The sequence below is a fragment of the Agrobacterium sp. DSM 25558 genome, assembly GCF_900100825.1.
Taxonomy (GTDB): Bacteria; Pseudomonadota; Alphaproteobacteria; order Rhizobiales; family Rhizobiaceae; genus Agrobacterium.
This window is the reverse complement of record NZ_FMUD01000005.1, coordinates 87,045-99,882: the sequence shown is the minus strand read 5'-3', so window position 1 is coordinate 99,882 and position 12,838 is coordinate 87,045. Positions and strand designations below refer to the sequence as shown.

Sequence of the window (12,838 nt, the reverse complement as noted above, 5' to 3'; positions counted from 1 at the left end):
CGTCATGGCATCGATCAGTTCACCTTCCACCACTGGCAAGGCATATACCTATGTCGATCACTCCTATGACGTGATCGTCGTGGGTGCCGGCGGCGCAGGTCTTCGCGCCACGCTCGGCATGGCCGAACAGGGTTTCAAGACCGCCTGCATCACCAAGGTTTTCCCCACACGTTCGCACACGGTTGCGGCGCAGGGCGGCATTGCCGCCTCGCTCAACAACATGACGCCGGATAGCTGGCAGTGGCACCTTTACGATACCGTCAAGGGCTCCGACTGGTTGGGCGATGTCGACGCCATGCAGTACCTTGCCATGGAAGCGCCGAAGGCGGTCTATGAGCTGGAACATTACGGCGTGCCGTTCTCGCGCAACGCCGAAGGCAAGATTTACCAGCGCCCGTTTGGCGGCCACATGCAGAATTACGGCGAAGGCCCACCGGTACAGCGCACCTGCGCCGCTGCCGACCGTACCGGCCATGCCATTCTGCACACGCTTTACGGCCAGTCGCTGCGCAACAACGCCGAATTCTTCATCGAATATTTCGCGCTCGACCTCATCATGTCCGATGATGGCAGCCGTTGCACGGGTGTCGTTGCCTGGAACCTTGATGACGGCACGATCCACCGCTTCACCGCCAAGATGGTGGTTCTGGCGACGGGTGGTTATGGCCGCGCTTATTTCTCTGCTACGTCTGCTCACACCTGCACGGGCGATGGCGGCGGCATGGTTGCTCGCGCCGGTCTTCCGCTTCAGGACATGGAATTCGTTCAGTTCCACCCCACCGGCATTTACGGTGCAGGCTGCCTGATTACAGAAGGTGCACGCGGTGAGGGCGGGTATCTCGTCAACTCCGAAGGCGAGCGCTTCATGGAGCGTTATGCGCCATCCGCGAAGGATCTCGCCTCGCGTGACGTCGTCTCGCGCTGCATGACCATGGAAATTCGCGAAGGCCGCGGCGTTGGCAAGAACAAGGACCACATCTTCCTGCATCTGGATCACCTCGATCCGGCTATCCTGCATGAACGCTTGCCGGGCATTTCAGAAAGCGCCAAGATTTTCGCAGGCGTGGACGTCACGCGCGAGCCGATCCCAGTTCTGCCGACGGTTCACTACAATATGGGCGGCATTCCCACCAACTATTGGGGCGAAGTGCTGAACGCCGATAGCGAAAACCCGGAACGTATATTGCCCGGTCTTATGGCTGTGGGTGAAGCGGGTTGCGCCTCCGTTCACGGTGCGAACCGTCTCGGCTCCAACTCGCTGATCGACCTTGTGGTGTTCGGCCGCGCTGCTGCCATTCGGGCTTCCGAAGTCATTGATCGCGCCAGCGCTATTCCGGCCCTCAATGTTGCAGCCTGCGACAAGATCATGGATCGCTTCGACCGTCTGCGCAACGCCAGTGGCGGCACACCAACAGCTGTGCTGCGCGACAAGATGCAGCGCGCCATGCAGGACGATGCTGCCGTGTTCCGCACGCAGGAATCGCTGGAAAGCGGTTGCCAGCGTCTTTCTGCCATCTGGAAGGAACTGCCGGATATCAAGGTGACGGACCGCTCCATGGTCTGGAATTCGGATCTGGTGGAAACGCTCGAACTCGAAAACCTCATGGCCAACGCCATCACCACGGTTTATGGCGCGGAAGCGCGCAAGGAAAGCCGTGGCAGCCATGCACGTGAAGACTTCGTGGACGGCCCGTTCGGCGGCCGCGATGACGTCAACTGGCGCAAGCACACGCTGGCATGGGTCAACGAGCAGGGTGACGTGAAGCTGGACTACCGCCCGGTTCACACCGAGTTGATCGCAGATGGCATCGATCTTCAGAAGATCGCGCCGAAGGCTCGCGTCTATTGATTTGAGAGGAACTGGACATGGTTGAACTTACGCTTCCCAAAAACTCTCAGATGACCGAAGGCAAGGTCTGGCCGAAGCCTGCCAGTGCCAAGAATGTGCGCGAATATCGCGTCTATCGCTGGAACCCGGATGACGGCCAGAACCCGCATATCGATACCTATTACATCGATATCGATGATTGCGGCCCGATGGTTCTGGATGCACTTTTGTACATCAAGAACAACATCGACCCGACGCTGACGCTGCGCCGTTCCTGTCGTGAGGGCATTTGCGGTTCCTGCGCCATGAACATCGATGGCACGAACACGCTGGCCTGCACCAAGGGCATGGACGAAATCAAGGGAACGGTGAAGGTCTATCCGCTGCCGCATATGCCTGTCGTGAAGGATCTCATTCCTGATCTGTCGAATTTCTATGCCCAGCACCGCTCGATCGAGCCTTGGCTGAAGACCGTTTCGCCGACGCCTGCGAAGGAATGGAAGCAGAGCCATGATGACCGCCAGAAGCTTGATGGTCTCTACGAGTGCATTCTGTGCGCCTGCTGCTCCACGTCCTGTCCCAGCTACTGGTGGAATGGCGACCGTTATCTCGGTCCGGCCGTTCTGCTACAGGCTTACCGCTGGCTGATCGACAGCCGCGATGAAGCGACCGGCGAGCGTCTCGACAACCTCGAAGACCCGTTCCGCCTTTACCGTTGCCACACGATCATGAACTGCGCGCAGGCTTGTCCAAAGGGCCTGAACCCGGCCAAGGCAATTGCCGAAATCAAGAAGATGATGGTCGAGCGTCGGGTCTAAATTCGGCTTTAATTGATGATGGTGAACAGGCCGCGACCCCCGTCGTGGCCTGTTTGATGATAATGGGGCTAGAAATTTCTATAAAAATCGACTGAAATTGCAATTATCGCGGTAGCAGCTTGCGTTAGCTAATGCTTTGGTAATAATTCAGCCGTTTTGTGTAGACATGGTCTTGCCGAAGCAGAAAATCGGGAGCTTGAGATGCAGTTTAGATATGTGGTGACGGGTCTAGCGGTCGTTATGAGCCTCGCCGGTTGCCAGCGTACCTCCTTCGATTACAACAACAATAGCGCTCCAAGTAGCAATCCCGGTTACACGCCTCCGCTCCAGGCGCAGCCAGTGCCATCTGTCCAGTCCGGCGCATTGCCACCTCCTGGCGGTTCCACTCAGTTCCCGACAGCGCCTGCGAACGCGGCACCCGGTGGCACCAACGTCGCATCTGCGCCTCCGGCTGCTGCCATGGATGTGACCAAGGAAGCCATGGTCGGCAACTGGCGTGTCGCCAATGGCGGTGCATCCTGCGACATGTTCCTGACGCTGACGAACCTGGGTAGTGGTTCACGCGGTGGTACGCGAGGATGTGCGGGCGAACTGTCTTCGATGGGTTCCTGGGAAGTTTCCAGCAAAATGGTTCTGTTTAAGAACCGCGCTGGCGATACGATCGGTCGCGTCTATAAAACAGGTGCTACCCGTTACGATGGCACGACCAACAGCGGTCAGCCGCTCAGCCTCAGCCGATAATTTCTATCACGCGGGTAACGGCTACGTTGCCCGCGGATGAGGCATATTTATGAAGCCATTGCCGGACTATAATCACAGCGTCGTTGAGCAGCTCAACGTCTTGACGGAGTCCGGTGAACTGACGGCCGACCCTGCCCAGCTTGGTGTGGCAGCACAACTTGATCACATTCTCACCGATCTCAAAATCCGCAAACCGGCCAAAAAGAAAAGCGCGCTGGGTTGGATGTTTGCCAAGAAGGCGGGCTCCGAGCCGTCGGTCAAAGGGCTCTACGTTCACGGAAGCGTCGGTCGTGGCAAAACCATGCTGATGGATATGTTCTATCAGGTCGCGCCGGTCGAGAAGAAGCGCCGCTGCCATTTCCATGAGTTCATGGCCGATGTCCATAATCGTGTTCATGCCCATCGCCAGAAGCTGAAAAATGGCGAGACCAAACAGGCTGACCCTATTCCACCCGTTGCGGCCCAGATACTGGGGGAGGCAGAGCTTCTCTGTTTCGACGAGTTCACTGTCACCGATATTGCCGATGCGATGATCCTGGCGCGGCTGTTCACCGAACTTTTCGCCCATGGCTGTACGCTGGTCACAACGTCCAATGTGGTGCCGGATAACCTCTATAAGGACGGGCTCAATCGCAGTCTTTTCCTCCCTTTCGTCGATATGCTGAAGGCGCATGTTCAGGTCGTATCACTGGACAGCCCGACCGATTACCGCATGGAGAAGATCAAGAGCCTTCCGGTCTACGTGACACCGCTGGATGACGCGGCGGAGCGCGCGATGGATATGGCCTGGAAAGAGCTCACGGCGGGCAGTGCAATCACGCCGACGGAAATTGCCATGAAAGGCCGGTTGATTCCGGTCGCGAAAGCGGCGGGCCGTGTCGCACGGTTCTCGTTTACGGAGCTGTGTGAGAAGCCCTTAGGCGCGTCGGATTTCCTCGCCATCGCCGATCGGTTCGACACGGTTTTTATCGACCACATTCCGCTGCTCGATGCGGATAAGCGCAACGAGACGAAACGGTTCATCATCCTTATCGATGCACTCTACGATCATACGGTCCGGGTGTTTGCCTCTGCTGCAGCCATGCCGGAAGAGCTTCTTGTCACGCGCAAGGGGACGGAAGGTTTTGAGTTTGATCGCACCGCGTCGCGCCTGTTCGAGATGCGAAGCGCCGATTATCTAGCTTTGCACAATCAAAGACGCGCAGCCTAATGACAGTTTGATAACAAAATTTCTTACGTTTACGTAAGAAATTTATGATCTAAACGATTGAAAATCCTCAGCTCCAAAGAATCGGTTGCCATTTCGGACCAATAAAGCTAAGTCGAGTGCGACAATTTAGGCCGCTACACGCTCGCGGCGAATTGAATTGAAGCTCAAGAGGAAGCATTCGATGGCTCGCAAAAAGATTGCACTTATTGGTTCTGGCATGATCGGTGGCACATTGGCCCATCTCGCCAGCCTGAAGGAATTGGGCGACATCGTCCTCTTCGATATTGCCGACGGTATCCCGCAGGGCAAGGGTCTGGATATTGCCCAGTCCGGTCCGGTCGAAGGCTTCAACGCAAAACTCACGGGTGCAAGCGACTACGCAGCCATCGAAGGCGCGGACGTCTGCATCGTGACCGCCGGTGTTGCCCGCAAGCCCGGCATGAGCCGCGACGATCTTCTCGGCATCAATCTCAAGGTCATGGAGCAGGTCGGCGCTGGCATCAAGAAATATGCCCCGAACGCTTTCGTGATCTGCATCACCAACCCGCTCGACGCGATGGTCTGGGCGCTCCAGAAGTTCTCCGGCCTGCCGAAGAACAAAGTCGTCGGCATGGCCGGCGTTCTCGACAGCGCCCGTTTCCGTCTGTTCCTCTCGGAAGAATTCAACGTCTCCGTTCAGGACGTGACCGCGTTCGTTCTTGGCGGCCATGGCGACACAATGGTGCCATTGGCGCGTTACTCCACCGTTGGCGGCGTTCCCTTGACCGACCTCGTCAAGATGGGCTGGCTGACTGCCGAGCGTCTGGAAGAAATCGTTCAGCGTACACGTGATGGCGGTGCGGAAATCGTCGGTTTGCTCAAGACCGGTTCGGCCTACTATGCGCCTGCTGCTTCCGCCATCGAGATGGCTGAATCCTACCTCAAGGACAAGAAGCGCGTTCTGCCAGCTGCGGCCTACCTCTCGGGTCAGTACGGCGTCAACGACATGTATGTTGGCGTTCCAACGATCATCGGTGCTGGCGGTATCGAGCGCATCATCGAAATCGAACTCAACAAGGACGAGGAAGCTGCCTTCCAGAAGTCCGTCGGCGCGGTTGCTGGTCTTTGCGAAGCCTGCATCAATATTGCTCCGTCGCTGAAGTAATTGCCGCTCAGGCTACAAACAGGGATTAATCCATGAATATTCATGAGTATCAGGCCAAAGCTCTTCTGAAGGGCTATGGTGCGCCGGTGGCCGAAGGGGTTGCTATCCTCAAGGTCGAAGAAGCCGAAGCTGCCGCAAAGCAGCTTCCGGGCCCGCTTTACGTGGTCAAGAGCCAGATTCATGCTGGTGGCCGTGGTAAGGGCAAGTTCAAGGAACTCGGCCCCGACGCAAAGGGTGGCGTTCGTCTGGCCAAGTCCATCGAAGAAGTCGTTTCTCACGCCAAGGACATGCTCGGCAACACGCTGGTAACGGCGCAGACGGGCGACGCTGGCAAGCAGGTCAATCGCCTCTACATCGAAGACGGCGCAGACATCGACCGCGAACTCTATTGCTCGCTGCTCGTTGACCGTTCCGTTGGCCAGGTCGCATTCGTGGTGTCCACGGAAGGCGGCATGGACATCGAGGCTGTCGCCCACGACACGCCTGAGAAAATCCATACGATCGCAATCGAACCAGAAGCTGGCGTAACGGCTGAAAATATCGCAGCGATCTCCAAGGCTCTGGAGCTTTCAAGCGCTGCTGCCGAAGACGCAAAGGCGCTCTTCCCTGCGCTCTACAAAGCCTTCGTCGAAAAGGACATGGCTCTTCTCGAAGTCAACCCGCTGATCGTCATGACGGACGGCCACCTGCGCGTTCTCGACGCCAAGATGTCCTTCGACGGCAACGCAATTTTCCGTCACGACGACGTGAAGCTGCTGCGTGACGAGACCGAAGAAGACGCCAAGGAAATCGAAGCCTCCAAGTGGGACCTCGCTTATGTGGCGCTCGATGGTAACATCGGCTGCATGGTCAATGGTGCCGGTCTTGCCATGGCAACCATGGACATCATCAAGCTGTACGGCAAAGAGCCTGCAAATTTCTGTGACGTCGGCGGTGGTGCTGGCAAAGAGAAGGTCGCGGCTGCGTTCAAAATCATCACGGCTGACCCGAAGGTCGAGGGCATCCTCGTCAACATCTTCGGCGGCATCATGAAGTGCGACGTCATTGCCGAGGGCGTTATCGCTGCGGTGAAGGAAGTCGGCTTGAAGGTTCCACTCGTCGTGCGCCTCGAAGGCACCAATGTCGAGTTGGGCAAGAAGCTCCTGAACGAATCAGGTCTTGCGATTACCGCTGCTGATGACCTGGACGATGCGGCCAAGAAGATCGTCGCGGCGATCAACGGCTAATTGAGGGACTGGAAATAATGTCTATTCTTGTAAACAAAGACACCAAGATCCTCGTTCAGGGTCTGACCGGCAAGACCGGTACATTCCACACCGAACAGGCGCTTGCTTATTACGGCACGCAGATGGTCGGCGGTATTCACCCCAAGAAGGGTGGCGAAACATGGACCGGTTCGAAGGGTGAAAGCCTGCCGATCTATGCCACTGTTGCAGAAGCCAAGGAAAAGACCGGCGCTGACGCATCGGTGATCTACGTTCCGCCAGCCGGCGCTGCCGATGCCATCATCGAAGCGATCGAAGCGGAAATTCCGTTCATCACCTGCATTACCGAAGGCATCCCTGTGATGGACATGGTTCGCGTCAAGGCTCGCCTCGACCGTTCCAACTCGCGTCTGCTTGGCCCTAACTGCCCAGGCATCATGACGCCGGAAGAGTGCAAGATCGGCATCATGCCGGGTTCGATCTTCCGCAAGGGTTCGGTTGGTATTGTGTCGCGCTCCGGCACGCTCACTTATGAAGCCGTGTTCCAGACATCCAACGAAGGCCTCGGCCAGACGACGGCTGTCGGTATCGGTGGTGACCCGGTCAAGGGTACCGAGTTCATCGACATCCTGGAAATGTTCCTCGCTGACGAAGCCACGCAGTCGATCATCATGATCGGCGAAATCGGTGGTGCCGCTGAAGAAGAAGCAGCGCAGTTCCTGATCGACGAAGCCAAGAAGGGCCGTAAGAAGCCAATGGCGGGCTTCATCGCCGGTCGCACGGCGCCTAAGGGCCGCACCATGGGTCACGCCGGTGCTGTGGTTTCCGGCGGCAAGGGTGACGCGGAATCCAAGATCGCAGCCATGGAAGCGGCTGGCATCAAGGTATCGCCATCTCCTGCACGTCTGGGCAAGACACTGGTTGAAGTCCTCAAGGGCTGAGACCACATGAATAGGGCAACGGGCAGGGTGGCGAAATAGCGACCTTGCCCGAAGCCGCCGCAGAGCATGGTATGCCGCACAAGCGGCAAAAGACAATCGAATCGACGGGCCGATACCGGCCACCAACGGGATTGAGGAGGCGGACGGACACGTCCGCATGAAGCACAATGGCAAGGCAAGAAGCTAACGAGCAGTTTCAGATCACGTCGTTTCTCGACGGCGCGAATGCAGCCTATATCGAGCAGCTCTATGCCCGGTACGAAGAGGATGCCTCTTCCGTTTCGCCGGAGTGGCAGAGCTTTTTCAAGGGTCTGTCCGACAATCCCGAGGATGTGAAGAAGGCTGCCAAAGGCGCCTCCTGGAAGCGTTCAAACTGGCCGATTGCCGCCAATGGCGATCTGATTTCCGCGCTGGACGGCAACTGGGCAACCGTTGAAAAGGCACTTGAGAAAAAGGTTCAGGCCAAGGCTGACGCCAAGAGCGCCGAAACCGGCAAGCCTGTCAGCGAAGCCGAAGTCCTTCAGGCGAGCCGCGACAGCGTGCGCGCCATCATGATGATCCGTGCCTACCGTATGCGTGGCCACCTGCATGCCAAGCTTGACCCGCTGGGCATCGCCAGTGCCGTCGAAGATTACGATGAATTGTCGCCGAAGTCCTATGGCTTCGAAGAGAGTGACTACGACCGCAAGATCTTCATCGATAACGTTCTCGGTCTTGAATATGCGACCGTGCGCGAAATCGTCGAGATTCTGGAACGCACCTATTGTTCGACGCTGGGTGTCGAGTTCATGCACATGTCCAACCCGGACGAAAAGGCATGGATTCAGTCCCGCATCGAAGGCCCGGACAAGGGTTTCGACTTCACGCCTGAGGGCAAGAAGGCGATTCTCTCCAAGCTGGTCGAAGGCGAAGGCTACGAGCAGTTCCTGGATGTCCGTTTCAAGGGCACCAAGCGTTTTGGTCTGGACGGTAGCGAATCGCTCATTCCAGCGCTAGAACAGATCATCAAGCGCGGCGGTCAGGAAGGCCTCGAAGAGGTCGTTCTCGGCATGGCCCACCGTGGTCGCCTCAACGTTCTGACCAACGTCATGGGCAAGCCGCATCGCGCCGTATTCCACGAGTTCAAGGGCGGTTCGTTCAAGCCTGACGATGTTGAAGGTTCTGGCGACGTGAAGTACCACTTGGGTGCGTCTTCCGACCGTGAATTCGACGGCAACAAGGTTCACCTGTCGCTGACGGCCAATCCTTCGCACCTTGAAATCGTCAACCCTGTCGTCATGGGCAAGGCCCGTGCAAAGCAGGATCAGCTGGCAAAGGTCTGGGAAGGCGACACCATTCCGCTGTCCGAACGCGCCAAGGTTCTGCCTTTGCTGCTGCACGGCGATGCTGCTTTTGCGGGTCAAGGTGTGGTTGCCGAAATTCTCGGCCTTTCCGGTCTGCGCGGTCACCGCGTTGCCGGCACCATGCACTTCATCATCAACAACCAGATCGGCTTTACCACGAACCCGGGCTTCTCGCGCTCGTCGCCATACCCGTCCGACGTTGCCAAGATGATCGAAGCACCGATCTTCCACGTCAATGGTGACGATCCGGAAGCTGTTGTCTATGCAGCCAAGGTTGCCACCGAATACCGCATGAAGTTCCACAAGCCTGTTGTGGTCGACATGTTCTGCTACCGTCGCTTCGGCCATAACGAAGGCGATGAGCCATCCTTCACGCAGCCGAAAATGTACAAGGTTATCCGTGCGCACAAGACGGTTGCCAATATCTACGCCGAGCGTTTGATTGCCGAAGGTCTGATCACCGAAGGCGAATTCGAGAAGATGAAGGCTGATTGGCGCGCTCATCTCGAGCAGGAATTCGAAGCGGGTCAGTCCTACAAGCCAAACAAGGCCGACTGGCTCGACGGTCAGTGGTCCGGTCTTCGTGCCGCCGACAATGCCGATGAGCAGCGTCGCGGCAAGACCGGCGCTCCGATGAAGCAGCTCAAGGAAATTGGTCGCAAGCTGTCGACCATTCCAGAAGGCTTCAAGGCACATAAGACCATTCAGCGTTTCATGGAAAATCGCGCCAACATGATCGAGACCGGCGAAGGTCTGGATTGGGCGATGGCCGAAGCCATGGCGTTCGGTTCGCTTGTTGTCGATGGTCACAAGATCCGTCTCTCGGGTCAGGATTGCGAACGCGGTACATTCTCGCAGCGTCATTCCGTTCTCTATGATCAGGAAAGCGAAGAGCGCTACATTCCGCTGGCAAATCTTGCACCGACGCAGGCGCGCTATGAAGTCATCAACTCGATGCTGTCTGAAGAAGCCGTGCTCGGTTTCGAATATGGCTACTCGCTGGCTCGTCCGAATGCATTGACGCTTTGGGAAGCCCAGTTCGGTGACTTCGCTAACGGTGCGCAGGTCGTATTCGACCAGTTCATCTCGTCTGGTGAACGCAAGTGGCTTCGCATGTCCGGTCTCGTCTGCCTTCTGCCGCATGGTTATGAAGGTCAGGGTCCGGAGCATTCGTCCGCTCGTCTGGAACGTTGGTTGCAGATGTGCGCCGAAGACAACATGCAGGTCGCAAACGTTACGACGCCTTCGAACTACTTCCACGTTCTGCGCCGTCAGGTTAAGCGCGACTTCCGCAAGCCGTTGATTTTGATGACACCGAAGTCTTTGCTGCGCCACAAGCGTGCAACGTCTTCGCTGACGGAGTTGGCCGGTGAATCGTCGTTCCACCGTCTGCTGTGGGATGATGCTGAGGTCATCAAGGACGGTCCTATCAAGCTGCAGAAGGATTCGAAGATCCGCCGCGTCGTGCTCTGCACGGGCAAGGTTTACTACGATCTTCTCGAAGAGCGCGAAAAGCGTGGCATCGACGACGTTTACCTGCTGCGCATCGAGCAACTCTATCCGTTCCCGGCCAAGGCGCTCATCAACGAGCTGTCCCGTTTCCGTAACGCTGAGATGGTCTGGTGCCAGGAAGAGCCAAAGAACATGGGTGCGTGGTCGTTCATCGACCCTTATCTGGAATGGGTTCTGGCGCATATCGATGCCAAGTATCAGAAGGTCCGTTACACGGGCCGTCCAGCTGCTGCATCGCCCGCAACTGGCCTGATGTCCAAGCACCTCGCCCAGCTCGCAGCATTCCTGGAAGACGCGCTGGGAGAGTAAGCCTCTCCCACACGCACCCTCGCACAACAGATATTTGATGAAACGGAACTAGATCATGGCCACTGAAATCCGCGTACCAACCCTCGGCGAGTCCGTCAGCGAAGCAACTGTCGGAACATGGTTCAAAAAGGTTGGCGATACCGTCAAGGCTGATGAGCCGTTGGTGGAACTGGAAACCGACAAGGTGACGGTTGAAGTTCCGGCACCAGCCTCCGGCGTGTTGACAGAAATCGTTGCCCAGAACGGCGAAACCGTTGGTCTTGATGCGCTGCTCGGCCAGATCGCAGAAGGTGCCGCGGGCGCTGCTCCATCCGCACCGGCTGCGGCACCTGCAAAGGCTCCTGAGGCTGCACCTGCTGCTTCCACACCAGCCGCTGTTTCGGCTCCGGCCGCAAGCTCCATGCCTCCTGCGCCTGCTGCTGGAAAGCTGCTGGCCGAAAACAATCTTTCTGCTGATCAGGTCGATGGTTCCGGCAAGCGTGGACAGGTGCTGAAGGGCGATGTTCTGGCTGCTGTCACCAAGGGCGTTTCGGCTCCTGGTGCTACCCCGGCTGCCCCTGCTGCGGCACGCCCTGTTTCTGCTGAAGGTGATGCTGTCCGCGAAGAACGCGTGAAGATGACGCGCCTGCGCCAGACCATCGCGCGTCGCCTCAAGGATGCACAGAACACAGCTGCCATGCTGACCACCTATAATGAGGTGGACATGAAGGCCGTGATGGACCTGCGCACCAAGTACAAGGACGTGTTCGAGAAGAAGCATGGCGTCAAGCTTGGCTTCATGGGCTTCTTCACCAAGGCCATCACGCACGCGCTGAAGGAACTGCCTGCGGTCAACGCTGAAATCGACGGCACGGACATCATCTACAAGAACTATTGTCACGTCGGCATGGCTGTCGGCACCGACAAGGGTCTTGTCGTTCCGGTTATCCGCGATGCCGACCAGATGTCGATTGCCGAAGTCGAAAAGGAACTGGCACGTCTTGCCAAGTCTGCGCGTGACGGTTCGCTTTCGATGGCTGACATGCAGGGCGGCACCTTCACCATCACCAATGGTGGCGTATACGGCTCGCTGATGTCTTCGCCGATCCTGAACGCCCCACAGTCGGGTATTCTGGGCATGCACAAGATCCAGGAGCGTCCGGTCGCTATCGGCGGTCAGGTCGTCATCCGTCCGATGATGTATCTCGCGCTGTCCTACGACCACCGCATCGTCGACGGCAAGGAAGCCGTGACCTTCCTGGTTCGCGTCAAGGAAAGCCTTGAGGATCCTGAGCGTCTGGTTCTCGATCTCTGATCGAACTTGCTTTTTTCATCAGCGGGGTTTCAACTGAAATCCCGCTGAAATTGTCTCAGGAGTTTGCTTGTGCAACCCACTTTCCTCGCCGCATCGCCATTTCTGCCCCTGATCGGGGTGAGCGTCATCATTATTTTGGTGCATATCGCGCTGCAAGCTCTGACGGCGACAAAAGAACTTGGCAATGATTGGAATGCTAGTCCGCGTGACGACGGCAAAAAAGTGCAGGGTAAGCTTGCTGGCCGCGCAGAGCGAGCTTTATCGAACTTTCTGGAAACCTATCCTGCTTTTATCGCGCTGGCCTTCGGCGTCATCATGGCGGGTGACCCAATCGGGATTGCGCTGATTGGCGCATGGATATGGATCGTCTGCCGCATCGTCTACATTCCACTTTATCTCGCAGGAATCCCATATGTGCGGTCGCTGGTATGGGTTGGTTCGATGGTAGGGCTGTTGCTCATGCTCTTCGTGTTGCTGTTCTAAAGGTTTAGGC

The 12,838-nt window shown here is 57.3% G+C and carries 10 protein-coding genes; all 10 read left to right on the top strand.

Annotated features, from left to right (window positions below):
* Positions 1-4: 4 nt before the first annotated feature.
* The 10 genes from sdhA (at position 5) to DSM25558_RS06350 (ending at position 12,828) form a co-directional block, all read left to right on the top strand.
* Positions 5-1,849: a succinate dehydrogenase flavoprotein subunit gene (gene sdhA, locus DSM25558_RS06395; RefSeq protein WP_077102980.1), complete on the top strand. Its 1,845-nt coding sequence runs from the start codon at positions 5-7 to the stop codon at positions 1,847-1,849.
* A gap of 17 nt (positions 1,850-1,866) precedes the next feature.
* Positions 1,867-2,646, top strand: a complete 780-nt coding sequence (locus DSM25558_RS06390) for a succinate dehydrogenase iron-sulfur subunit (RefSeq protein ID WP_077102978.1) — start codon at positions 1,867-1,869, stop codon at positions 2,644-2,646.
* A 201-nt stretch (positions 2,647-2,847) separates the two neighbouring features.
* On the top strand, positions 2,848-3,387 hold the full coding sequence (locus DSM25558_RS06385) for a protease inhibitor Inh/omp19 family protein (RefSeq protein WP_077102976.1): 540 nt from the start codon (positions 2,848-2,850) through the stop codon (positions 3,385-3,387).
* A 49-nt stretch (positions 3,388-3,436) separates the two neighbouring features.
* The gene (gene zapE, locus DSM25558_RS06380; protein ID WP_077102974.1) at positions 3,437-4,597 is read left to right on the top strand and encodes a cell division protein ZapE; all 1,161 of its coding nucleotides are present in this window, start codon (positions 3,437-3,439) and stop codon (positions 4,595-4,597) included.
* 181 nt (positions 4,598-4,778) lie between these two features.
* On the top strand, positions 4,779-5,741 hold the full coding sequence (mdh, locus tag DSM25558_RS06375) for a malate dehydrogenase (protein ID WP_077102972.1): 963 nt from the start codon (positions 4,779-4,781) through the stop codon (positions 5,739-5,741).
* A 32-nt stretch (positions 5,742-5,773) separates the two neighbouring features.
* Complete coding sequence (gene sucC / locus DSM25558_RS06370) at positions 5,774-6,967, top strand: ADP-forming succinate--CoA ligase subunit beta (protein ID WP_077102970.1); 1,194 nt, start codon at positions 5,774-5,776, stop codon at positions 6,965-6,967.
* Positions 6,968-6,984: 17 nt separating this feature from the next.
* Positions 6,985-7,887 carry a succinate--CoA ligase subunit alpha gene (gene sucD / locus DSM25558_RS06365; protein WP_077102968.1) on the top strand — a complete coding sequence of 301 codons (903 nt, stop codon included), beginning with the start codon at positions 6,985-6,987 and terminating at the stop codon, positions 7,885-7,887.
* A gap of 167 nt (positions 7,888-8,054) precedes the next feature.
* The gene (locus DSM25558_RS06360) at positions 8,055-11,051 is read left to right on the top strand and encodes a 2-oxoglutarate dehydrogenase E1 component (RefSeq protein WP_077102966.1); all 2,997 of its coding nucleotides are present in this window, start codon (positions 8,055-8,057) and stop codon (positions 11,049-11,051) included.
* 55 nt (positions 11,052-11,106) lie between these two features.
* Positions 11,107-12,345, top strand: a complete 1,239-nt coding sequence (odhB, locus tag DSM25558_RS06355) for a 2-oxoglutarate dehydrogenase complex dihydrolipoyllysine-residue succinyltransferase (RefSeq protein WP_077102964.1) — start codon at positions 11,107-11,109, stop codon at positions 12,343-12,345.
* 69 nt (positions 12,346-12,414) lie between these two features.
* Positions 12,415-12,828, top strand: coding sequence for an MAPEG family protein (locus DSM25558_RS06350; RefSeq protein ID WP_077103139.1), 414 nt, complete (start codon positions 12,415-12,417; stop codon positions 12,826-12,828).
* Positions 12,829-12,838 lie beyond the last annotated feature (10 nt).

Excerpts from the sequence above, each read along its gene's own strand:
- zapE (WP_077102974.1), top strand. The coding sequence starts at position 3,437 with ATGAAGCCATTGCCGGACTATAATCACAGCGTCGTTGAGCAGCTCAAC.
- DSM25558_RS06390 (WP_077102978.1), top strand. The coding sequence starts at position 1,867 with ATGGTTGAACTTACGCTTCCCAAAAACTCTCAGATGACCGAAGGCAAG.
- sdhA (WP_077102980.1), top strand. The coding sequence starts at position 5 with ATGGCATCGATCAGTTCACCTTCCACCACTGGCAAGGCATATACCTAT.
- sucD (WP_077102968.1), top strand. The coding sequence starts at position 6,985 with ATGTCTATTCTTGTAAACAAAGACACCAAGATCCTCGTTCAGGGTCTG.
- DSM25558_RS06360 (WP_077102966.1), top strand. The coding sequence starts at position 8,055 with ATGGCAAGGCAAGAAGCTAACGAGCAGTTTCAGATCACGTCGTTTCTC.
- DSM25558_RS06385 (WP_077102976.1), top strand. The coding sequence starts at position 2,848 with ATGCAGTTTAGATATGTGGTGACGGGTCTAGCGGTCGTTATGAGCCTC.
- mdh (WP_077102972.1), top strand. The coding sequence starts at position 4,779 with ATGGCTCGCAAAAAGATTGCACTTATTGGTTCTGGCATGATCGGTGGC.
- odhB (WP_077102964.1), top strand. The coding sequence starts at position 11,107 with ATGGCCACTGAAATCCGCGTACCAACCCTCGGCGAGTCCGTCAGCGAA.
- sucC (WP_077102970.1), top strand. The coding sequence starts at position 5,774 with ATGAATATTCATGAGTATCAGGCCAAAGCTCTTCTGAAGGGCTATGGT.